At 34.9% G+C, this 23,721-nt stretch carries 21 protein-coding genes; 6 read left to right on the top strand and 15 right to left on the bottom strand.

Translation table 11 applies throughout. The features are described from left to right. Positions 1 to 126: 126 nt before the first annotated feature. Positions 127 to 1,008, top strand: coding sequence for a tRNA 2-thiocytidine(32) synthetase TtcA (ttcA, locus tag Q4503_RS05650; RefSeq protein ID WP_303601641.1), 882 nt, complete (start codon positions 127 to 129; stop codon positions 1,006 to 1,008). 154 nt (positions 1,009 to 1,162) lie between these two features. On the opposite strand, the gene Q4503_RS05645 is transcribed toward ttcA, so the two are convergent. From Q4503_RS05645 to Q4503_RS05635, 3 genes are all read right to left on the bottom strand, one after another. Then, a complete protein-coding gene (locus Q4503_RS05645) occupies positions 1,163 to 2,461 on the bottom strand; it encodes an Ig-like domain-containing protein (protein ID WP_303601640.1) in 1,299 nt (432 codons plus the stop codon). A gap of 64 nt (positions 2,462 to 2,525) precedes the next feature. Continuing rightward, complete coding sequence (locus tag Q4503_RS05640; RefSeq protein WP_303601639.1) at positions 2,526 to 3,056, bottom strand: outer membrane beta-barrel protein; 531 nt, start codon at positions 3,054 to 3,056, stop codon at positions 2,526 to 2,528. A 215-nt stretch (positions 3,057 to 3,271) separates the two neighbouring features. Further along, positions 3,272 to 5,092: an acyl-CoA dehydrogenase C-terminal domain-containing protein gene (locus Q4503_RS05635; protein WP_303601638.1), complete on the bottom strand. Its 1,821-nt coding sequence runs from the start codon at positions 5,090 to 5,092 to the stop codon at positions 3,272 to 3,274. A 291-nt stretch (positions 5,093 to 5,383) separates the two neighbouring features. Between Q4503_RS05635 and Q4503_RS05630 the strand changes: the two genes are divergently transcribed. Next, positions 5,384 to 5,788 carry an RNA-binding S4 domain-containing protein gene (locus Q4503_RS05630; protein WP_215972408.1) on the top strand — a complete coding sequence of 135 codons (405 nt, stop codon included), beginning with the start codon at positions 5,384 to 5,386 and terminating at the stop codon, positions 5,786 to 5,788. Positions 5,789 to 5,816: 28 nt separating this feature from the next. Here the strand turns inward: Q4503_RS05630 and Q4503_RS05625 are convergent, their stop codons facing one another. The 4 genes from Q4503_RS05625 to zwf all read right to left on the bottom strand — a co-directional run bounded on the left by Q4503_RS05625 (position 5,817) and on the right by zwf (position 10,647). Then, a complete protein-coding gene (locus tag Q4503_RS05625; protein WP_215972407.1) occupies positions 5,817 to 6,464 on the bottom strand; it encodes a bifunctional 4-hydroxy-2-oxoglutarate aldolase/2-dehydro-3-deoxy-phosphogluconate aldolase in 648 nt (215 codons plus the stop codon). A gap of 111 nt (positions 6,465 to 6,575) precedes the next feature. Then, positions 6,576 to 8,390 carry a phosphogluconate dehydratase gene (edd, locus tag Q4503_RS05620; protein ID WP_215972505.1) on the bottom strand — a complete coding sequence of 605 codons (1,815 nt, stop codon included), beginning with the start codon at positions 8,388 to 8,390 and terminating at the stop codon, positions 6,576 to 6,578. Between the two features lie 89 nt (positions 8,391 to 8,479). Further along, positions 8,480 to 9,175, bottom strand: coding sequence for a 6-phosphogluconolactonase (gene pgl, locus Q4503_RS05615; RefSeq protein WP_303601637.1), 696 nt, complete (start codon positions 9,173 to 9,175; stop codon positions 8,480 to 8,482). Between the two features lie 2 nt (positions 9,176 to 9,177). Continuing rightward, a complete protein-coding gene (gene zwf / locus Q4503_RS05610) occupies positions 9,178 to 10,647 on the bottom strand; it encodes a glucose-6-phosphate dehydrogenase (RefSeq protein ID WP_215972405.1) in 1,470 nt (489 codons plus the stop codon). 528 nt (positions 10,648 to 11,175) lie between these two features. Here zwf and Q4503_RS05605 point away from each other — a divergent pair. Further along, positions 11,176 to 12,024, top strand: a complete 849-nt coding sequence (locus Q4503_RS05605) for a MurR/RpiR family transcriptional regulator (protein ID WP_215972404.1) — start codon at positions 11,176 to 11,178, stop codon at positions 12,022 to 12,024. An 80-nt stretch (positions 12,025 to 12,104) separates the two neighbouring features. Further along, positions 12,105 to 13,556, top strand: coding sequence for a pyruvate kinase (gene pyk / locus Q4503_RS05600; RefSeq protein ID WP_215972403.1), 1,452 nt, complete (start codon positions 12,105 to 12,107; stop codon positions 13,554 to 13,556). Between the two features lie 173 nt (positions 13,557 to 13,729). Here the strand turns inward: pyk and Q4503_RS05595 are convergent, their stop codons facing one another. From Q4503_RS05595 to Q4503_RS05560, 8 genes are all read right to left on the bottom strand, one after another. Beyond that, on the bottom strand, positions 13,730 to 15,187 hold the full coding sequence (locus tag Q4503_RS05595) for an NAD-dependent succinate-semialdehyde dehydrogenase (RefSeq protein WP_303601636.1): 1,458 nt from the start codon (positions 15,185 to 15,187) through the stop codon (positions 13,730 to 13,732). Positions 15,188 to 16,218: 1,031 nt separating this feature from the next. Next, entirely contained in the window at positions 16,219 to 16,779 is a 561-nt protein-coding gene (locus tag Q4503_RS05590; RefSeq protein WP_215972401.1) for a CBS domain-containing protein, read from the bottom strand. 245 nt (positions 16,780 to 17,024) lie between these two features. Then, positions 17,025 to 17,315, bottom strand: a complete 291-nt coding sequence (locus Q4503_RS05585) for a hypothetical protein (RefSeq protein ID WP_215972400.1) — start codon at positions 17,313 to 17,315, stop codon at positions 17,025 to 17,027. A 129-nt stretch (positions 17,316 to 17,444) separates the two neighbouring features. Then, positions 17,445 to 18,329, bottom strand: a complete 885-nt coding sequence (locus Q4503_RS05580) for a glucosaminidase domain-containing protein (protein WP_303601635.1) — start codon at positions 18,327 to 18,329, stop codon at positions 17,445 to 17,447. A gap of 32 nt (positions 18,330 to 18,361) precedes the next feature. Continuing rightward, positions 18,362 to 19,195, bottom strand: a complete 834-nt coding sequence (locus Q4503_RS05575) for a hypothetical protein (protein ID WP_215972398.1) — start codon at positions 19,193 to 19,195, stop codon at positions 18,362 to 18,364. Positions 19,196 to 19,313: 118 nt separating this feature from the next. Further along, complete coding sequence (locus Q4503_RS05570) at positions 19,314 to 19,949, bottom strand: LysE family translocator (protein WP_303601634.1); 636 nt, start codon at positions 19,947 to 19,949, stop codon at positions 19,314 to 19,316. A 15-nt stretch (positions 19,950 to 19,964) separates the two neighbouring features. Then, positions 19,965 to 20,555 (bottom strand): DUF1415 domain-containing protein, encoded by a 591-nt coding sequence (locus Q4503_RS05565; protein WP_215972396.1) that lies wholly within the window; start codon positions 20,553 to 20,555, stop codon positions 19,965 to 19,967. Positions 20,556 to 20,651: 96 nt separating this feature from the next. Continuing rightward, positions 20,652 to 22,439, bottom strand: a complete 1,788-nt coding sequence (locus Q4503_RS05560; protein ID WP_303601633.1) for an ABC transporter ATP-binding protein/permease — start codon at positions 22,437 to 22,439, stop codon at positions 20,652 to 20,654. A 591-nt stretch (positions 22,440 to 23,030) separates the two neighbouring features. Between Q4503_RS05560 and Q4503_RS05555 the strand changes: the two genes are divergently transcribed. Both Q4503_RS05555 and Q4503_RS05550 read left to right on the top strand, forming a co-directional pair. Further along, positions 23,031 to 23,279, top strand: a complete 249-nt coding sequence (locus tag Q4503_RS05555) for a DUF3297 family protein (protein ID WP_215972394.1) — start codon at positions 23,031 to 23,033, stop codon at positions 23,277 to 23,279. Between the two features lie 125 nt (positions 23,280 to 23,404). Then, positions 23,405 to 23,710: a DUF962 domain-containing protein gene (locus Q4503_RS05550; protein ID WP_215972393.1), complete on the top strand. Its 306-nt coding sequence runs from the start codon at positions 23,405 to 23,407 to the stop codon at positions 23,708 to 23,710. The last annotated feature ends 11 nt before the right edge of the window (positions 23,711 to 23,721 follow it).

Here is a 23,721-nt window from a genome sequence, read left to right as displayed (position 1 = left end):
AGCTAATATAACGTCGAAATAATCCCCTTTCAAACAACTTTAATACCACTTTAAACTTTTAACCTATGATAGAATTTACCATCGAAAATATAATATCTAATGTGATTAAGTGGTAAGTAGTTTTTAATGAATACTCAACAAGCTATTAGCAATAAGCTAGAAAAAAAAATCAGACACCTAACAGGCAAAGCCGTTTCTGATTACAACATGATTGAAGAAGGCGATAAAATTCTTTGTGCCATAAGTGGAGGTAAAGATTCTTTCGTAATGCTTGACATCCTTTTACACTTAAAACGTGTAGCGCCCATTAAATTTGACGTTATAGCTGTCAATCTCGATCAAAAACAGCCTGGCTTTCCTGAACATATACTACCTAATTACCTCGAAGAAAAAGGCATTGACTACTACATTATTGATAAAGACACCTACTCAGTAGTAAAACAAAAAGTACCTGAAGGAAAAACAACGTGCGCTTTATGTTCAAGACTCAGAAGAGGATCATTATATGGTTTTGCTGAAAAGATTGGTGCAACAAAAATAGCATTAGGTCATCATATGGATGACATCGTTGAAACCTTAATGATGAACATGTTTAATAATGCAAAATTAAAGGCTATGCCACCCAAACTACTAAGTGACGATAAACGAAATGTAGTAATAAGACCGCTATCATATTGCAGAGAGAAGGATATTGAGCAACTATCCGAGGTAAAGAGCTACCCTATTATTCCTTGTAACCTCTGTGGTTCACAAGAGAATTTACAAAGAAAACAAATAAAGCATATGCTTAATACTTGGGACCAAGAATCTCCTGGACGTGTAGAAAGTGTATTTAAAAGTACACAGAGTGTTAGTCTTTCTCAATTATCTGATCATGACTTATACAACTTTTCAGCACTTACCATCGATAGAACGGCTGAGCCAAAAGAACAAGAGTTTGGAGGAGCTGACATCTCATCGTCAAATTTAATTGACGTTAAAAACATAGAAATAATCGACGCTTCTTGATCGAATATAGGGAACACACAAACGTGTGTCCCCCTATTGAATGCATCTGGTGTAACTTATAAACCGTCTGAACCATCAAAACCTTACTATATTGAGATAACCTTTATATAAAGCTAAGTGTTTGGTTGGGTTTATTCGTTTTTATTACCTGTATTTATTCAAGAGTGATATTTATAGTGCTACTTTCTCCAGCATAAGTCACCGTAACAATCACTTCATCGGTACTTTTTGAAATATTCGTTAACTGATAACTCGCTGTGTTTGTACCTAAATCAATCAATTCCACCGTGACTAAACTAGTATCGCTAACTGACCAATGTGCAAACTCAGAAACATTCAAGCTTGTTGGGGTGTCGGTATAATAAGCCGTTAAGGTTAAGTCTACCGACTCTGATGATGCCAAGGTAATATCACTACCTTTATTAATTTTTATAGAGTCAAGTTCAGCTGTTCCTGTTACTGATACGGTTGCCGTAGTTTGATTGCCTCCACAAGAGCCAACAAGTTGCGTTGTACCCGCAATAAGGCCAACTAGGGTGCCTTTGTTATCACCTGTTGTCGTAATGCCGAGATAGTCACCACTTTCTTGTGACCAAACAATAGTATTATCAATAGAAGATGGCAAAGTAGTATTGGTTAACGTGGCCTGACCGTTAACTAAAATACGTTCTCCTATTGCGAGCGTAATATCATCGGTAACTATATCATCAAGTAAAATATCAAGATGGCCTACATTGAGTGGGTCGGCAATAACGGTTAATGAGTCGGTAATATCGTCTAAAGTCCCCGTTATTATACTGGTTTCAATGTCAGGTGATGAGGTATACAAGGTACCGTTTTTATCAATAGTCGCACTAGTATTGCTATCAAGACTAAAGCTGATATCTTTGATCGTATTCATTGAAATATAGCCATCTTCATAATTTACATTTGCAGTAATGTTGGTCGCCACACAGGTACCAATAGTACCCTCTTCCGGCTGAGGATGAATTAAGTTAATAGCGCTTACCGCAACGTCACTAACTGAAATTTCTCCTTCATCCACAATCCCATTAATGCTTGTTCCCATAATAATAACAATACCTTGATTATTCGAGGAATTGGCAACAGCGGTAACTAAACCTTGCTCATTAACAGTAGCGATGCTGTTATCACTTGAACTCCAATCAATACTTTCCGTTACGTCGATAACATCACCACTATTAGTTAAAGCCATTGCGCTAAGTTGATGAGTTTCACCTTTCGTTAATCGAATATGATCATCGTTGATCGTAAGTGACTCAATAAATAGCCCTTGCTCACGCAATTTTTCAAACGTAACTGCTTGACCGAGTTCGCTAGCGTTATTATCCGTATCGCAACCAAATAACATGATGTTCGTTAGGCATATAGCAATAAAATAAGCTATTGCGTTGCTTTTGATTTTGTTACTTTTCATTGTATTAGCTTTCATTGTTTAATTTTCACCGCAAATGCTTTTTATGAACTTTTATACATTCAAATAGCATGATTAATAACTAGAATTGGTAGATTACACCAAGAGAAATACCAGATATGGATATATCATCATCTTTATAGAGTGATTGATAACCAAACCTAAGTTGAGTATTTTCGATATAAGATATTTTTTGATGAAAAGTGATGCCCCAAGAAAAACCGGAATAGGTATCTTCGCCGTTATACGTTTCTGCAGGCCCCTGCACCGTCATATCGGTTACAGCATAGCCTAGTGATACATCTAAACCAAAACCACTGATAGTCTTTGATTGCAATACAAGGTAAAGAGCAATACTTTGTTCTAAATCGAATTCCATACGATAAATATTATCGGTATTGTTACCTCTTAGATACTGAGCTTCCAAGCCAATACGTTCTTTATTCGCTCCTATGCGAAAGGCAGTTGTACTAGGTTTCGCACGTTCATCACGAAGTTCAATAGAAGATAATATATAATCAACACCAACATAAGTTGAGTCGACAAAGGGTGATTTGGCAGCACTGGGAAATGAAAAGCTAATTAATAATAGCCAAAAAATAATTTTTATCATGAAGATCCATCTACATTTTATATCATATTTAGAGGTAGATAATATAGAACTGAGCGAATCTAATCAATACTTTTTACTATAACGGCCGCTGATTAAAGAAAACATAGATTAACCGTAAGTGTAAAGAAAAAAACCACAATCAATGATTATAACTATTGATTGTGGTTAATATCTATTTAAGCGAATAAAGGTTATTTAATTAACCTAGCGTCATCCTACAAAAACGATAACAACTCTTGGTCAAGCTGCATCAAGGTTTTAGGGTCTGCCATCATAGTTTTCGCTAACGACTTAGTTCTTGGTAACATGCGTTCAAAATAAAACTCTGCTGTTTTAATTTTTGCACGGTAAAAATCACGATTTTCAACATCTGTTGCTAACTTCTCGTAAGCAGCTTGTGCCATTTGAGCCCAAAAATAAGCCATCACGATATAACCAGAAAACATTAAATAATCAACTGACGCTGAACCAATGATATCTCTATCTTTCTTTGCTTTAAGTGCTAACCTAAGAGAATACTGCTGCCAATTAGCTGTTGCTTTACTTAATGGCCAAATAAACTTATTCATTTGACGCTTATGCGGGCTTTGTGAAATCATACTTTTATCTTTACAAAACGTTAGTATTTCTTTAGTAAAGGCTTTTAATGATTTTCCACGCGTTAGTAAGATCTTACGACCCAGCAAATCTAACGCCTGTATACCTGTTGTACCTTCATACAGTGTTGCAATACGTGCATCACGAACAATTTGCTCCATTCCCCACTCTTTTATAAAGCCGTGACCGCCGAATATTTGTAAACCATGGTTCGCACTTTCTGAGCCAAGTTCAGTTAAGAATGCTTTAAGGATAGGTGTAATAAAACCTAAACGTTCATCTGCTGCTTCTTTTTCAGCATCAGTTTTTGCCATTTCAATTTCATCAACAATTTTAGCCGTATAATAGATCATGGCACGACCACCTTCAGAAATAGCCTTCTGCGTCATTAACATTTTACGAACATCAGGATGAACAATAATAGGATCTGCTACTTGCTCAGGAAATTTCTTACCTGTAAGCGAGCGCATTGATAGACGCTCTTTTGCGTAAATTAATGAATTTTGATATGCCAATTCTGCAGTACATACACCTTGTAATGCAGTACCTACACGGGCGGTATTCATAAAAGTAAACATACATTCTAGACCTTTATGTTCCGGTCCAATGAGTTCACCAACAGCATTATCAAAATTCAGCACCGCAGTTGCAGAAGCTTTAATACCCATTTTATCTTCAATAGAGCCGCAAGTAACATGATTGCTTTCGCCTAAATTACCTTGCGCATCCGTTTTAACTTTAGGAACAATAAATAAAGAGATCCCCCGTGTACCTGCTGGCGCATTTGGAAGCCTAGCTAACACAATATGGATAATATTCTCTGTTAGGTCATGCTCACCCGCTGAAATAAAAATTTTAGTACCGGTAATATTATATGTGCCATCTTCATTTGGCTCAGCTTTCGTTTTAACTTGCCCTAAATCAGTACCACATTGTGGCTCAGTTAAGCACATAGTACCTGTCCAGCTACCTTCAGTTAAACGCGTTAAATAAAGCTCTTTTTGTGCTTCGCTGCCATGCGATTGTACTGTATTCATGGCACCATGGCTTAATCCTGGATACATAGCCCAAGACCAGTTAGCGGTACCCATCATTTCTGATTTAGCCATACCTAATGACGGTGGTAAGCCCTGACCGCCATGTTCAATAGGATGAGATAAGCTTTGCCAACCACCTTCAACATATTTGTTATAAGCTTCTTTAAAGCCCTTAGGTGTCGTTACAGCACCATTGTTAAAGGTACAACCTTCCTTGTCACCACTTTGATATAAAGGTAATAGTTCATTCTCACAAAACTTTGCACATTCTTGTAAAATTGCATCATTTAAATCAGGGGTTGCTTCGACAAATTCAGGGTATTTTTGGTAATGTCCATAATAATCAAATACATCTTCTATTAAAAATTTAATGTCTGCTATCGGTGCTTTATAACTAAGCATAGTTTTCTCCTACCACTGAAGTAATTGATGATGCGGTGATCATATTAATAATTGCCGTTAACTAAACACCTTTTAGTTATGTTTACTTAACGGTGATCACTATAAATAATAACAGAGATTAGAACACTGGTCATACCACCAACACAAGTTGTTTTTTAGTATTTTTTCTTATCAACATTAATATTTATTAATAACGTACTGTTTTTTATAAAATAAAATAGTCAAACCTTAGTTTGAAAAAGTGATAAAATAAGCAGTAGAAACAACTCTTTTTAAGGGCTAAAAAGATATATGTCAGAAAGTTATTTAGAAATACAGTTAGATAAACAACCAATAGAGTTATGTAAATTACTTAAAATTGCTGATCTTGTTGCAGGGGGTGGTGAAGCGAAAGTTGTTATTAGTGAAGGATATGTTTTACTCAACGGTGAAGTCGAATATCAAAAAAGGAAAAAAGTTTACCATGATGATATTGTTGAGTTTAATGGTGAAAGAATACAAGTTGTTATAAATGAAGAGCTAAGTGAAGATGATGTTTTTGATTATGTTCCTAATGAAATAATAACAACTGCTGAAGATTTAAATGAAAATACTCAATCAGTAAGTACGAAATCATCAAAAAATGAAGTAAAAGCAGCAGTACCAACAGTTGATGGCACCGCTAGGCTCTCTAAAAGAAAACCTATTTCTTTTTAGTTTCGTACTAAAATATCAATATAAGAAATTATTTAACGAGGTTAAGTACTTCGTTAGATAGTTTCGTTATTTCAGACCAATTTTTCGTTGCTACAACTTGACTAGGAACCAACCAAGAGCCACCACAACAAGCAACATTTGATAATGCTAAATAATCACGAACATTCTTTAAATTAATTCCGCCTGTAGGGCAAAAAGTAATATTAGGGAATGGACCACCAATCGCTTTAATAGCATTAACACCACCTGAAGCTTCTGCTGGGAAAAATTTCAAGTGATCATAACCTAAATCTGCTGCGCTCATTAAATCTGAAACAGAAGAAACACCAGGAATTAAAGCAATACTACTTTCACTCCCTGCTTTTAATAAATCTGGCGTTAAACCTGGGCTTAAGGCAAACTTAGCTCCTGCATCAATTGATTGCTGTAAGTGTAGACGGTTAGTAACAGTACCTGCCCCAACAACGGCCTCAGGCAACTCTTTAGCAATAGTGCTAATTACATCTAATGCAGCAGGCGTACGTAAGGTCACTTCTAATACTTTAATACCCGCAGCCAAAAGTGCTTCCGCAATGGGTAAAGCATCTTCAACTTTATCAATCACTAGTACAGGAACGATAGGTCCCATTGCAAAAAGATCTTTTGGCATAATTTGCCAATTATTTATTGATGTCATAAATCCTCTATTCTATTTTTTATTTAATATAATTCAATTTAATGTGTAATTTTTAGTTTTTTAAATGTATTAATTTAGCTTGGTTGACCAATACTTTTCTTTAGCAGAGGCTTACTCATCAAACAGAGAACATGCACCTGTTTCTGCTGAGCTTAAGTTACGACGCATAAACCCAAACAGTTCACGCCCCATGCCTTGATGATGTCCATTTTTTTGGAATAGAGCATTATCACGAGCAGCTAATTCTTGTTCGTCAACTAATAACGTTAATTCTCCCGTCACACCATCTACATTGATCATGTCACCCGTTTTAACTTTGGCAATTAGACCTCCATCTAAACCTTCAGGACATAAATGAATGGCTGCAGGTACTTTACCTGATGCACCAGACATACGACCATCAGTCACTAAAGCAACTTTAAAGCCCTTATCTTGTAACACTCCTAATGGTGGCGTTAATTTATGTAATTCAGGCATGCCACGAGCTTTGGGTCCTTGGAAACGAACTACCGCAACAAAGTCTTTCTCTAACTCACCGTTATCAAACGCCGATTGAAGCTCATGTTGATCTTCAAAAACAATCGCAGGAGCCTTTATTACAAGATGATCATCACTTAAAGATGAAGTTTTTAATACTGACGTACCTAAATTACCTTTCAACGTTTTTAAACCGCCATCAGCTTTAAATGGTTTGGCAACGGTTGTAATTACCGCTTCGTCTAATGATTTTTCAACGCCATCAACCCACTTAAGTTGACCATTATCCAATATTGGTTTTTGGGTATAACGTGTTAAACCACGACCACAAATTGTTTCAACATCTTCGTGCAATAACCCCGAATTAATAAGCTCTTTGAATAATAATGCCATACCACCCGCTTCTTGGAAGTGGTTAATATCAGCGTGACCATTTGGATAAATACGAGTGATTAACGGTACAGCTTGAGATAAATCATTAAAATCCTGGAAATTAATAATAATACCGGCAGCACGCGCAAATGCGATAATATGCATCGTTAAATTAGTAGAACCGCCTGTTGCTAATAACGCTACAATTGCATTAACAATAGACCGTTCGTCAACCATTTTACCAATAGGCATATAATTGCCTGACTGCTGTGTTAGACGAGTTACTTGACGGGCTGCGGCTTTTGTTAATTCTTCACGTAATGGCGTATTAGGCGCAACAAAAGAAGCACCCGGTAAATGTAACCCCATCACCTCAACGACTAACTGATTAGAGTTAGCTGTACCGAAGAAAGTACAAGTACCTGCAGCATGATAAGACGCAGACTCAGCTTCTAACAAGGCAGCTTCGTCAACTTCACCTTGTGCATATTGTTGACGTACACGCGCTTTTTCTTTATTAGGAATACCTGATGGCATAGGTCCAGCAGGAATAAAAGCTGTTGGCAAATGGCCAAATGTCATACTGGCAATAAGTAAACCGGGTACAATTTTATCGCAGATACCCAACATTAATGCGCCATCAAACATGTTATGAGATAAGCCAACTGCTGTGGCCATAGCAATAACATCACGGCTCATTAGGCTTAAATCCATACCAGGCTGACCTTGTGTAACACCGTCACACATTGCAGGAACACCACCTGCAAATTGAGCTACACCACCTGTAGCTTTAATTGCATCTTTGATAATTTGAGGATATGTCTCATAAGGCTGATGTGCACTCAACATATCATTGTATGCGGAAACAATGGCAACATCTGAATGGTTTAAGCCTTTAATCGCTTGTTTATCTTCTTTATTACAAGCCGCAAAACCATGCGCTAAATTACCACAAGATAAACTTGCACGATGAACAGTATTTGATTTTGCTGCCGCTATTTTAGCTAAGTACTCTTTTCGAGTTGTCGCACTTCGAGTGATAATACGTTCTGTAATATCTACTATTTCTTGCTTCATTGCTATTTTCATAGGCCTACTTCTTGATTTTTAACGGTAAATTATTAAATTAACATTTTTAATGAATATTAATTTGCAGATAATATTCCTTATTTAGCCCAATATATTTGGGTATCTATCACATCATTGTGTAAAAAAGCTCTAATTGGCATTTCAAAAATATCGTGAGTGCTCAGAGCTTTATCTAATACTTGTTTTTTATTATCACCACACACATGCAAAAACACATTTTTACTGGCTTTTAATGCCGAAAAACTAAACGTTATACGTTGATGAGGCGCTGTTTTTGGTTGAACTTTCATTAATGAATTAACATTATTAATATCTAGGCCTTGTTCAATTTCATCACTGCAAGGAAAAAGCGATGCAGTGTGACCATCTTCTCCCATACCTAAAATAACAACATCTAATGGTAATAATGCATGATTAGCAGCCAAATTAAGGTCTGCTAAAGTCTCGTCACATAATTCATCACCCTGCTTAAGGTGAAAAAACTTTGCCGAAGCAGCTTTATTAATGAGTAAATTTTCGTGAACTAATTTCGTATTACTATCATCTGAATTTATATCAACCCAACGTTCATCAGCTAGCGTAATCGTTACTTTCTTCCACTCAATTGACTTATTAGAAAGCGCCTTAAAAAAACCTTTAGGGGTTGAACCGCCTGAAACAGCAAGACTTGCCTTGCCTGTTAAGCTAATAGCCGACTGCAGTATTTTACTAATCTTATCAGCTAATGACTCGTCTAATTGTTCTCTGCTATCAAAGTTATTTAATTGATACATGATTATTCAACCCACTGGCGATCATCTCGCGCAATTAAAGAAATAGAAGAAACCGGTCCCCATGATCCCGCAGCATATGGCTTAGGTGCTTCATTCGTTGATTTCCATGCATCAATAATACTATCAGCCCATGTCCAAGCAGCTTCAACTTCATCGCGACTAACAAATAACGACTGGTTACCATTTAAAACTTCAAGCATTAAGCGCTCATAAGCATCAATAACACGTTGATCTTTATATGTATCATTAAAGCTTAAATCTAATTTGTTTTCCTGAATGTTCATTTGTGAAGCAATACCAGGAATCTTATTCATCATTTGCAATTCAACCCCTTCATCAGGTTGCAGACGAATAGTTAATTTATTTGCAGGTAAATCACTGTAGCTATCTTTGAAGATATTATGTGGTTGCTCTTTAAAATGAACAACTATCTCACTATGTTTAGCTGGCATACGCTTACCGGTTCTTAAATAGAAAGGTACACCTGACCAACGCCAATTATTAATTTCAGCTTTAATAGCAACAAAGGTTTCTGTTTTACTATTAGTATTCGCACCTTCTTCATTCAAATAACCAGGTACGCCAACACCATTTAAATAACCATCAGCATATTGGCCACGTACTGTTTTTTCTTTTACATTAGTACGATCAATAGGGGAAAGTGCTTTAACCGCTTTTAATTTTTCAGCACGAATACTTTCTGCACTTAAATCAGCAGGCGGTTCCATCGCTAACAGAGATAATACTTGTAATAAATGGTTTTGAATCATGTCGCGCATTTGTCCAGCTTCGTCGTAAAAGCCCCAACGCCCTTCTATACCAACACTTTCAGCAACAGTAATTTGAACATGGTCAATGCTATTTCGATCCCAATTGGTCGTAAATAGTGAATTAGCAAAACGCAGAACCAACAAATTTAAAACTGTTTCTTTACCTAAATAATGATCAATACGGTAAATTTGATTTTCTTTAAAGAAACGGGCTACTTGATTATTAATGACTCTAGAAGATTCTAAGCAATGACCAATTGGCTTTTCCATCACCACACGATCTTTATCAGTAACAAGATCTGCATGATTCAAACCGTCACAAATATTGCCGTAAATGGCAGGTGATGTAGAGAAATAATAAACACGGGTATCATTCCCAGTTGATAATGTTTTTGCTAAATCTTTGTAGGCATCAACTTTTACTAAATCAAGTTGTTGATAAACTAAACGCGCCATAAAGCGGGCCAACACAGACTCATCTAATGATTCTTTAACAAAAGTATTGATATTTTCTAGCACAAAAGCTTTAAATTCATCTAAATCGTGCGTTGGGCGAGCAACTCCAACAATACGGCTATTCTCATTAATTAACCCACACGCTTCTAATTGATATAGTGCCGGCAATAATTTACGGCGAGATAAATCACCTAAAGCACCAAAAATAACGATTTCACTGGCAGATTGACTATCTAATTTATTCATAAAAACTCTCTGACCTCTTAATACCTCAGTACAATTATACTGATGATAACTATCATTTTACTTCATGGGAATGATGAACAGTAAAATTCTCACCCATATACAACGACTCTCTCATAATTTAAATAAAACAGTAGAATTGTAACTTAGCTACATATGCATCTAATTTAGCGTTTGAGTGTTAATCAGTAAAGAACTTTCTGTAATTTTACTACATTTTATTTATAAAAAGCCTAAAAATATTAAAAAACTGACCTGAACTATAAGATTGTTCGAATTTAATGCGTTAATATTACAAACAAAACAAATCAAATATCGCTTTATTTATTAAAAATTTGCAAAGTCACTGTGTTTTACATTATATTAACGTTAATTTATGAAATAAAATTTCATTTTTTATGTTACTAAAAAAGAAAATAAATTACAGTAAGCATATACAGTTATAATGCAGTAACTATTATTAGTTATATAATTTCAATATTATCACGCCAATAAGTGGCTAGTAATAAGTAGGGCCAAGGTCACAAAATAATGAATATATTAGAAAAGATCACCAACGAGCTGGACACCCTAAGTAAATCTGAACGAAAAGTGGCAGAAGTTATACTCTCTTCACCCAATACTGTTATTCACTCAAGTATAGCTGCGTTAGCAAAACAAGCGAATATAAGTGAGCCAACAGTCAATCGTTTCTGCCGTCGATTAGATACAAAAGGTTATCCTGATTTTAAACTACATTTAGCACAAAGCTTAGCTAACGGTACTCCTTATGTTAACCGTCATGTAGATGAAAATGATAGCGCTGAAGATTATACCGATAAAATTTTTGAATCAACTATGGCTAATCTTGAGTTAGCACGTAAAAGTTTAGATTCATCCTTGATTAACCGATCTGTCGATGTGCTTACCCAAGCTAATAAAATATCGTTTTTCGGGTTAGGTGCTTCAGCCATTGTTGCTCATGATGCCCAAAATAAATTTTTCCGTTTTAATGTTCCTGTCGTTTATTTTGATGACATATTAATGCAACGTATGAGTGCTATAAATAGTCGTCAAGGTGATGTTGTTATTGTGATATCACATACAGGAAGAACAAAATCATTAGTTGAGGTTGCTAGTTTAGCAAAAGAAAATGATGCTACCGTCATTGGGATCACAACTAAAGACACACCACTTGCTAAAGAATGCAGTATTGTTTTATCTGTAGATGTTGCTGAAGATACTGATCTTTATATGCCAATGTCTTCAAGGATAGCGCAATTAGCACTGATAGACGTGCTTGCAACAGGTTTTACTTTAAGACGCGGTAGTAAGTTTAGAGATAATCTAAAGAAAGTAAAAGATAGCCTAAGAAGCTCACGATTCGACCGAAAAGATTAATAGTAAACTCATTGTACAAAAATTGAAAAAACCAAAATAAAATATATTTTTAGACACATTAAAAAGTTATAAGGATTAACATGCCTAGAAGAACGAAGATTGTTGCTACCCTTGGTCCAGCAACTGATGATAAAGCAAAATTAAAAGCAGTTCTTGCTGCCGGTGTAAACGTAGTAAGACTTAATTTTTCTCACGGCGTACCACAAGATCACATTGACAGAGCAAATAATGTACGTGAAGCGGCGAAAGAATTAGGTATATATGTTGGTATTTTAGGTGATTTACAAGGACCTAAAATCCGAATATCTACGTTTAAAGATGGCCCTATTAAATTAGCTATTGGTGATAAATTTGAACTTGATGCAACATTAGAGAAAGGCCAAGGCTGTCAAGAAAAAGTAGGCATTGATTATAAAAAACTTGTACAAGATGTTAACGAAAATGACATTTTATTACTTGATGATGGTCGTGTTCAACTAAGAGTATTATCAACTTCAGATACCTCAGTATTTACTGAAGTAACTGTTGGTGGACCATTATCAAACAATAAAGGCATTAATCGCCAAGGTGGCGGTTTAACGGCTCCAGCATTAACAGCAAAAGATAAAGAAGACATTAAATTAGCCGCTAAAATCAATGTTGACTTCTTAGCTGTTTCTTTCCCTCGTGATGCTGCCGATATGCGAGAAGCTCGCTCTTTAGCAGAAGCAGCTGGCTGTGATGCACGCTTAGTTTCAAAGATTGAACGTGCAGAAGCTGTAAATGACAATGACGTACTTGATGGTATTATTTTAGCCTCTGATGTTGTTATGGTTGCTCGTGGTGATTTAGGTGTTGAAATTGGTGATGCTGAACTTGTTGGTAAACAAAAACACATTATTGCTCGCTCTCGTCGATTAAACCGTGTTGTTATTACAGCCACACAAATGATGGAAACCATGATTGAGCAACCAATGCCAACACGTGCTGAAGTTATGGATGTTGCAAACGCAGTGCTAGATGGTACTGATGCTGTAATGTTAAGTGCTGAAACAGCTGCTGGTAAATATCCAGTAGAAACAGTGACGGCCATGGCCAATGTTTGTGTCGGTGCAGAAAAACACCGTTCGGTAAATATATCAAATCACAGAATGGATCTAACCTTCGATGAAATATCTGAAACGGTTGCCCTTTCTGCTATGTATGCAGCAAACCACTTAAACGGTGTTACTGCAATTATTGCATTAACAGAATCAGGACAAACCAGTAAATTAATGTCTCGCATTACTTCTGGTTTACCTATTTATTCATTATCTCGCCATGCTAAAACATTAAATAAAACAGCTATTTACCGTGGCGTTTACCCTATTGCTTTTGATTCAACTGACAGCAGTGTTGAGGCATTAAGTGATGATCTATTAAAAGTTGTTTGTAAAAACTCAGAGTTGGCCGTTGGCGATAAAATTATATTAACCCACGGTGATTTAATGGAAACAGTTGGCGCTTCAAATACATTAAAAGTATTAACGCTTGCTGAAAAGCACTTTAGTTAATTAGTAATAGTTAAATACTAGTCTTTAGCTACTATACTAATGGTCAGTTACTAAGACTAAATAGCTAACCTAATAAAAAAACAGCTAGATTATAGATTTACTCTATAAACTAGCTGTTTTTTATTTTTCAGTACTATATTAATCACGACGCCAATTTGACGATCATAATTGCGCTATTTATCTAAACCGCCCATACACAAGTATTTTATTTCTAAATAATCATCTAAGCCATACTTAGAGCCTTCGCGACCATTACCTGATTGTTTCATACCACCAAACGGCGCTGCTGCATTAGAAATCAATCCTTCGTTAATACCAACCATACCAAAATCTAAACCTTCAGCAACACGCCAAATTCGACCAATATCACGAGAGTAAAAATAAGCAGCTAAGCCAAATTCTGTATCATTCGCGATACTAATAGCTTCACTTTCATCTTTAAAGCTAATAATTGGTGCTACTGGGCCAAAAATTTCATAATGCGCTACTGGCATATCGTTCGTAACTTTAGAAAGTACTATAGGCGCTAAAAAGTTTTCGCCGATAGATAAATCATAATCACCAAAAGACATCTCTGCTCCCTGACTAATAGACTCATCTATAAGCTTTTTAACATCTTTAACTGCCTGTGCTGTGATCATAGGGCCAATCGTAACGCCTTTATCTAAACCATTCCCAATAGATAAACCTTTGACTGCTTCAATAAATTTTTCAGTAAACTCTACTAATACATTTTCCTGCACTAGAATACGGTTAGTACAAACACACGTTTGACCAGCATTTCGATACTTTGATACTAACGCACCAGCAACAGCGGCATCAATATCAGCATCATCAAAGACAATAAACGGCGCATTACCACCTAACTCCATTGATACTTTTTTCACGGTAGAGGCACATTGACTAATAAGCGACTTACCAACCTCTGTAGAGCCGGTAAAAGTAAACTTAGCTATGTCTTTATGCTCAGTTAGCACCTTTCCCATACCACGAGCATCATCACCAACAACAACATTAAAAACACCTGCTGGAATACCAGCCCTTTCAGCAAGCTCTGCCATAGCAAGTGCAGATAAAGGTGTTTGTGTTGCAGGTCTAACAACAAATGTACAACCCGCAGCAAGTGCCGCTGCTGCCTTACGAGCAATCATTGCATTAGGAAAATTCCATGGCGTAATAGCAGCAACCACACCGATTGGTTGTTTGATCACAACAATACGCTTATCATCTGATGACGCAGGAATAGTATCACCATAAATTCGCTTACCTTCTTCAGCAAACCATTCAATAAAAGCAGCACCATAAGCAATTTCACCTAAAGCTTCAGTTAAAGGTTTACCTTGCTCTAGAGTTAAAATACGACCTAAATCATCTTGATTTTCCATCATTAAGTCAAACCAATTACGTAATAACGTAGAGCGTTCATTTGCTGATTTTGCTGACCATGCTTTTAACGCTTTTTTAGCTGACTGTATCGCTAATTCAGTTTCAATTACGCCAGCATTACACACTTTAGCCACTTGCTTGCCTGTAGCAGGATTCAAAATTTCTATTTCATTTATAGCTGTGTGCCAACAGCCATTGATATAAGAAGCGTATTTTACTAATTTTCGATCGTTTAAATGTTGCATACTTTTTGACCCCTTAACTAATATAACATGGCAGAAATAATGCTTTACAGCCGTTATTATAACGTACAATAAAAATTATTTAGAGAAGTCTATCAGTAGCATTTCATTAGATGCATATGTTTATTGCGTTTCTTAAGATAAATCAGGGGGAAAACTCTTAATTGGAGCACTGACAACACGGCTTATTTCAGCCATCATAAGGTAACAATAATTTAATGTTATTGAGGTAACTATAACCTTGCTTATTAAGATATTAGCGGTATTGAAACTGGCTTACTGATTCGTGAGCGAGTATTTTGATTAAGTGATTACTTGAGGGAAAATAATAGTAAGTATGAACAACCTGTGAAGTATAGATAAAAGGCTATTACCTATACTTCTTTTGTTATATGTTCTTTGTGTTCTTTATAGGGGGCGATTAATTTAAAAACTAATTAACTTAACAAATTAATTATAAATTTATTAACTGTTATAGATCCATGCTAAAAAACATTTTGAATCGATTACATTAGTAAATTTAATTAATTTTGAACCGTTTTGATCAGTAACAACAATATTATTTTTGTTAACTGAAATAGATTGTACAGGTGATTTAATTGAATAAATCATACCTTTATATGTATAAGACATAATAAAACTCTTTTAATTTGCGTTTAAACGCATGAATAATAAAAGCTATATTATTGTGTGAAAACTTTTCGATATTTATAAATATCAACTCAATACGAGAATATATCTCGATAACTCAGACAATAATTGAAGCTTAATAATTTGAGTGATGACTAACTGTGAAAGGGAAAGACAAAACAATGATTACCGTGGAAAGTAAACTGTTAGATAAACGAGAGGAGAGTAAATAACACGGCAAGTATATAGATTAATTATGGTGAAGTAAACAACTTATACTAAAATACCGTTATTTAACTTAATAAAAATAAAAAAAGGTGCTAATGAATAGAACCTTTTTAAGTTATTGATCGAGCCATACTGTTTTTATATTTAAAATAAAAACAGTATGGCTGTTCTAGTAGTTAATCATTTATAGAGTTAAATATTTTACTAAACGATGTTGCTACATCGATAGTAATTGGCAATTTTAATTTTCTAGCAATATCACTAGATGAAATTACCCCTCGAATATGATGATGACTTTGATCGAGCACCAAACAATGGCGAACTTTATAATGTTTTAATGCTTCAATAACATCACTCACTTTAGCTTTTTCCAGCTCTTCAAAGTTAAATGCATTTAATGACGCTCTGGTAATCATAACATCAGACACTAATAACTCTTCGCGTGTAAAGCCTTGTGCTATTTTTGCCATAATATTCTGTTCGCTAACTTCATTACTGGTGATAACACCTAAAAATTCATCTTCATCTGTCACTACTATTTTCATATGAACATGTTCTTTCATCATTAACTTTATTGCATCGACAGCTAACGTACTCGCGTCAATCATAAGGGGTTTATGCTGATTAAAATCAGTGAAAATATTAATTGCAGGTGAATGCATATTTATATCTTGAAACTGTTCAGGTGTTGCAATTTGATCGATTTTGTCTAAATCAAGAAGAGAAAGTGTTTTCATAATAGCCTCTTTATCTGTTCTAATTTACTACAGATAATTCAATAAATTTTATGAACGAAGCAACCAAAATCATAACTATATTTTCACAATAATAACTACAATTTGATTAATTCGTTGTATGTTTGATAAAAAAATTTGACTACGCTAAAAAATATGAAGGTCGCTTACACAACATTATCACTATTGATTATTGTTAAATAAAATAGTTAAAGTTATAAGGTCTATTTATATTTCAGCATAAAGAATTATGAAATAGGTGGGGCTCTAGGATGAGCTACAAAACGAGTAGCAGTAACAAACGACGTACTTTTATTTAAAGTACGTACTGGATGATATTTGTTGATTTGATAAAGACCCGATACTGTAGGTAATGCATCGGTAGGTTGGTCGTTTACTTCACTATTATCGATAGATAAGTGAACAATAGCAGAATCAGCATTTTCAATATCAAAGGCGTTTTTATTCTCTGCAATACTATATGCAGTGACTAATACCAATAAAATGGCGCAATATCGAAAAAGGTAATTTAAGTTCATAACTTCATACTAAGTTAACTTAGATTAAGAGTAAATATAAATTTTCATATAATTGCAACCACTAAATAAATGTTATTCGGTCAAACTAAATAGGAAATAAATACTTCATATTATAGCTGACCGTAAAATTTATCCTTCAAGAAGCTCAGCAGGCAAATCGTCCTTTTCTTCCTCCCTTAAAAAAGGTGCATTTTGTCTAAGCATTTTGGTAATGTCGATAACATAATCAACACCACGTTCAGAGTAAGGTAATAAGCCTGTAGCTAACACTTCAGGATTTAACTCCTGCTCTTGTGATCTTAATTCAAACCGAATAGTTCGAAACACACGATATGCATTATGAGAATTAATATTATCAAAATAACGGGTAACGGCTTCATCTAAGCTTTGAAAAGCGGCAACCTCATGACTTGCACCAGTATTTCTACTATTTGGAACCATGCCACAGCCCTCTTGATAGCACCAAATCCCAAAGAAATTTAATCCAATACGAGAAAAACGTGAAGTGCCCCAAGCCGATTCATTTGCCGCTTGTACTAAAACTAAAGGCATAGGGATAATGTCTACACGCAAGAGTAAAGCGTTTAATTGTGACAAAGTCGAAGCGTTTTTATTAACCCGATATTTTTTAACTAAACGCTTTAATTCTTGATGTTCTTGCTCTGATAGAGGTAATTCTAATGAAACATGTTCAAGCCAAGTATTTAGTTTCGCTCTAGTTTCTAATAATTTTTTATTCTGCTTGATAACAGCAGGTTTTATAAAATCAAAAAACTTTTTCTTTTTAGTTTGTATATCTAAAATCGCACCAAAATCAGGTAGTTTCACCTCATGTAAAGGCTTCTCTATTACTTTTTCTATTGGCGCTTTTTTTGCTTTACTTGTTATAACTTTAGTTAATGGCTCATCAATCGGTATATCGACTACCGTTGGTTTCAAGAAGGTAAAAGGAGCGAGCAAAGCAAGCATTAAAAATAATATTAATACAACTTTAATTAATATTGTGATCTTCATAAACAATCCATAATCTATTGAATTTACTGAGCTTAGGCTGAGAATGTATCATCTGAATCAGATTTAATCGTTTTAGGCGCTACTTTTGTTACACCTTGCAGATTACCGACATACTTATCAGTTGCAATGCTAATACCAAAGATTTCACGATATAAGATCCCTTTAATATTATAATAAAGCGGAGCAAGAAATGAGAGACCAATCAATAAAACAATAATACCTAATGGGGCGAAGCTTGATTCAATTAATAATGCTAAAGGCATAAATAACAATACTAAGGAGAGGAATAAAACCACATAAATATAGAGTAAAGAAAAAAACTTAAAACGTAGCGTTTGAATAGATAAAATAATCGCTTTCATTGGTGTCATTTTTTTCTCAATTACCAAAGGAATTGTTAACGATAATGTTATCGCTAAAAATATACCTGGTAATACAAGTAACTGAAAGCCAATGCTAATTAATACCGAAGTAAATAAAGCACATAACACAACCCAACTTGCTCGTTGTAAAAAAGAAAAAATCATTTTCGCATGAGTTTTCATCCCCACAGCGTGTGATACCCCCATCATTTCAACAGCACCAAGAAAAGGCCAGACGGCAACAGTAACAACTACATTTAATAACATGCTTGCTTGAGGATCAGCTAATACCGCTTCAATTCCACCAAGATAATTGCTTCCAATAAAAGAAACCAACATACCAAGTAACACAGAAAACAATAAACCAACATTCATTGAAATTCTAGACTGTAATGTTTGTTGCCATGCCTCGGTAAAAATACCTTTAACATCAATTTGATAGTCACCTTTAAGGGCACTTTCAATATTACCGCCGACTTGTACAATAGTTATTTTTTCTGGCAAAACAATGATCCTTTTATGCTTTTTATCGTTAGATTTTATCACTAACATACGTGTGAAGAATTAAATGGCTAGATATTATACCCGAATATAAAACAGAATGTTGACAGAGGTATGTTATCTAGCTCAAATCACTGGCTACAATTTGTATCGCTAATAGCAGTAATACTAGACCCATCAACCGATCAATAAGGTAACCTTTTATTTGTAAGAAATTTCTCATTTTATGGTGGGTTAGTAAGTAAGATAAAAAAACAAACCAAATTGCAGTAGCGATAGCCATATATAAACCATAGCCAAGTTTAATTGAAAATGGTGTTTCTGGTGAAATAACAACTGAATACACACTAACAAAAAACAAAGTTGCTTTGACATTTAATCCATTAATCAAAAAACCGGTAAAAAAAGCATTTTTTGCCGAAGGTTTTTTCTCATCACTCAGCATGGAAACATTTACAGTGCTCAAAGGCTTTTTCGCGCGTAAACCGTGCCAAGCAATGTAACAAAAGTAACTAGCGGCAATATATTTTAGAGCCGTAAATAAGCGCTCATCACTAGCAATAATCACACCTACCCCAACAAGTGAATAAATAACATGTAATAAAATGCCGGTACCTATACCTAAACTTGTAAAAATGGCAATTCGACGATTGTATCGAATACTTTGCTTTAATATAATAGCAAAGTCAGGACCTGGACTTGCAACAGCAAGTAAATGTACTGCTGCAACAATAAAAAACTGTTCTAAATATGACATACTGGTTCTATTTACTTAAGGGTGCTTCGAATGGATACGTTGAAGTATTTCCTGAAAAAAGTTACTGCCTTTTTCATTGGCCAACGCAATATTATTTTCAGGAATTTTTTCTGGTTCATTATAAACAGATAAAACTCGAGCCATACTCGCTTCGCGAATTATATGAATAATAGGATATGGTGAACGGTTGGTAAAATTACTACTATCATCATAATCTTCCCCTTCAAAACAATATTCTGGATGCATACTTGCCAGTTGAAACAGACCTTCAAAACCAGATTCAACAAGTAGATCATTACCATAATCAACCAAATCTAAATAACGATCAAAACTACGAAAGCCATCACTATAAACAATTAGCGTGGTTTCTATTTCATCATGGGCTTGTAAATAACGACACTGCTCTATTAATTCATGTAAAGCAGCCTTTACTTGATCAGCCTTAGAATGATGATAATGAATAGTGTTATTCACAAATTCTTTTTTAGCGAACGGACAAAAATTAAGCGCTATTATAACTTCTTCTAGCCATTGTTTAGTCGCCTGAATTTCTGAAGGTATATCTGTACTTCCAATGTCCAAACTGTTCGTTTTACCTGTAGGCATAAATGTAATTCTACTTAAACTAAATACGCGCTAGTTTATCCTGAATATCAGTAAAATCATACGGTGAATACTCAATAACAAATGAGTACTAGTTCTTTAGTTAATAGATTGCTGTAATTGCCACATTTTGCTGTATTTACCTTGCAAGGCCAACAATTGTTGATGACTTCCTTGCTCCACAACTTCTCCATCATTCATTACAATAATATTATCACTATCAATAATCGTTGATAGTCGATGGGCAATAACCAAGCTTGTACGGTTTTTGGTAACATCATTAATCGCCCTTAAAATAGCTTGTTCTGAATGGCTATCTAATGATGATGTTGCTTCATCAAACACCAAAATTTGTGGATTTTTTAAAATAGTACGTGCAATGGCAACCCGTTGTTTTTCACCACCTGAAAGCTTTAAACCTCGCTCCCCTACCATAGTTTCTATACCATCAGGTAAACTATTTACAAACTTGGTTAAGTGCGCTAATTCTATAGCGTGCATCACTTGTGCTGCACTAGCGTCTGGATTACCATAATTCACATTGGCAAATAAAGTATCATTAAATAACACAGTATCTTGCGGTACTATACCGATGTTTTGACGCAATGAATGTTGTGTCACTTTGCTAATATCTTGATTATCAATACTAATAGAGCCTGAACTCATATCATAAAAACGAAATAGTAATTTAACCAATGTTGATTTTCCTGAGCCACTTTCACCAACAACGGCAACCTTGTCTCCTCCCTTTATCTTAAAGCTGACACCCTTAATAATCGGCCGTTTACTATTATATGCAAAATGGATATTATCAAAACAAATCTCAGCTTGATCAACAATTAACTCATTTGCATCAACGCAATCTTGTACTTTTGGCGATTTATCTAATAAGCCAAATAAATTTTCAATATTCGCTAACGAGCCTTTAATCTCACGATAAACAAAACCTAAAAAATTCAACGGCATAAATAACTGCATCATAAAAGCGTTAATCAGAACAAAGTCACCTAATGTCATTTTATCTTCACTAACATGTACCGCAGCAAGTGCCAACATTGACGTCATCGCTATAGCGATAATAAGCGCTTGTCCACCATTTAAAGCAAACAAGGATAAGCGATTTTTAATTTTGGCTTGTTCCCACGTACTTAATTGTTTGTCGTACGCCTGCGCTTCATAATCTTCATTGGTAAAATATTTAACTGTTTCATAATTAAGTAAGCTATCAATAGCACGTGTATTACTAGAAGAGTCAGCTTTATTGGCCGCTCTAACATAACGTGTTCGTAACTCTGTTGCGTATACTGAATAAGCAATATAACTAAGAATTGATCCTAAAGTAATTAATGCAAACCAGATACCGTAATTAATAAATAAAATAGTCACCACCATAACGATTTCAAGCAAGGTAGGTACAATATTAAAAATCATAAAGCGCATTAAAAAGCTAATCCCCGAAGTTCCACGATCAATATCGCGAGATAGCCCACCCGTTTGACGGTTTAAGTGAAAATCTAAATCAAGTTGATGCAAATGACGAAAAACTTTCAAACCAATGCGACGTATTGCTCGCTCGGTTACTCGCCCAAATAAAGTGTCGCGAATTTCAGCAAAGACCACAATAGATAACCGTACAAGGCCATAAGCTAGCACTAACCCTATAGGTACAACTAAAGCTTGTGCATTTTCAGGTGCTTTAGCGTCTAAGGTATCAACAATATCCTTTAAAATAAAAGGTAAATAAACACTCGCAATTTTTGTCAAAATTAAACAACAAAAAGCGACAGCAATTCGTGTTTTAAATTCAAATAAATACGGTAGGATAAGTTTAAAAGCTTTCCAATTTAGCGTGGTAACTTCGTGTTCAGGATAGCTTGAGCGACGCATAATCTATTAATATCAATGTGGTTTACAGGCATTCTATGCCAACTTGCCATGTTTATCACTCGCTAATACTTAAATAACTTATTTATTCTTGCAATAACTTAAGCACGCCACTAAAACACCATACTTATGTGGTTCAAAGTCACCTTAGTTATTTCACTTTTTTTAGCTATATACAATGTTTTATCTGTTTGTTTATATAAAGATTCAATTGAAGGGTTACCTTTAATCAAGTCAGTATCTTTTTTTCTGACTCATTCGGTGTTAATTCTCGGTTAAAACGCTAATAAGACCTGCCTCATAGACTATAAATTCTAGATTAGAAGCTAAGCTAAACGGATTTAAACTAACTTAACAATTATTTTAAATATGGTTACCCATTCAATTATATACTAATAAGTTTATAAAGCTTTGTAGGTAGAGTAATAGTTCAAATATAAACTTATCTATATAAACCATGCTATTAGCAAGGTTAGCAACAAATGCAAGTAAAAATTTCGAATATTTTCAGTATGTTTAGCTATGCTAAGTGCTTGAGCACTAGGTTGATATTGTCTAAAATAACGTACTTTTTATTTTATTTAGGTTAATTATATGAGCGATACTAAATCATTACCCGCTTTACCAGATCGCCTTTCAGGTAATCCTCGTAGCCCACATCATGTGGAAGAAATTTTTGAACACAACATTGGCATTCGATTAAACGGTAAAGAGCGTAACGATGTTGAAGAGTATTGTATTAGTGAAGGCTGGGTTAAAATTGCTTCACCAAAAGCGTTAGATCGCCGTGGACAACCGCTTTTACTAAAATTAAAAGGCACTGTTGAAGCTTTTTATAAATAAGTTTTTATAAAAGCATATAACAAGTTGTCAGCTTATTGCCTGGCAACTTAATATGCTTTTTGTTATTTTACTTTATATACTCGGCTAGTTACCCTCTATTGTACAACAATTAAAGGCGAGAAAAAATGACAAAAAAATACACTACTTTTAACGAATTTTATCCGTTTTATTTAAGTCAGCACACTAATGTAATGTGTCGTCGACTACATTTTTTTGGCTCTTGCTGCATTATTCTGTTGATATTATATGTTTCGATATCTAGCAAGTTACACTTATTATGGTATATCCCACTCATTGGCTATGGCTTCGCTTGGGTAGGACACTTCAGCTTTGAGAAAAACAAACCCGCCACATTTACTTATCCTATATATAGCTTAATAGGCGACTGGGTTATGTTTAAAGATATACTAACGGGTAAAATTAAGTTTTAAATTAATTTATA

Origin of the sequence: Colwellia sp. 6_MG-2023, assembly GCF_030547765.1 — a bacterium.
Lineage (GTDB): Bacteria > Pseudomonadota > Gammaproteobacteria > Enterobacterales > Alteromonadaceae > Colwellia.
The sequence above is the reverse complement of the archived record's forward strand: the minus strand, read 5'-3'. Positions and strand labels throughout refer to the sequence as shown.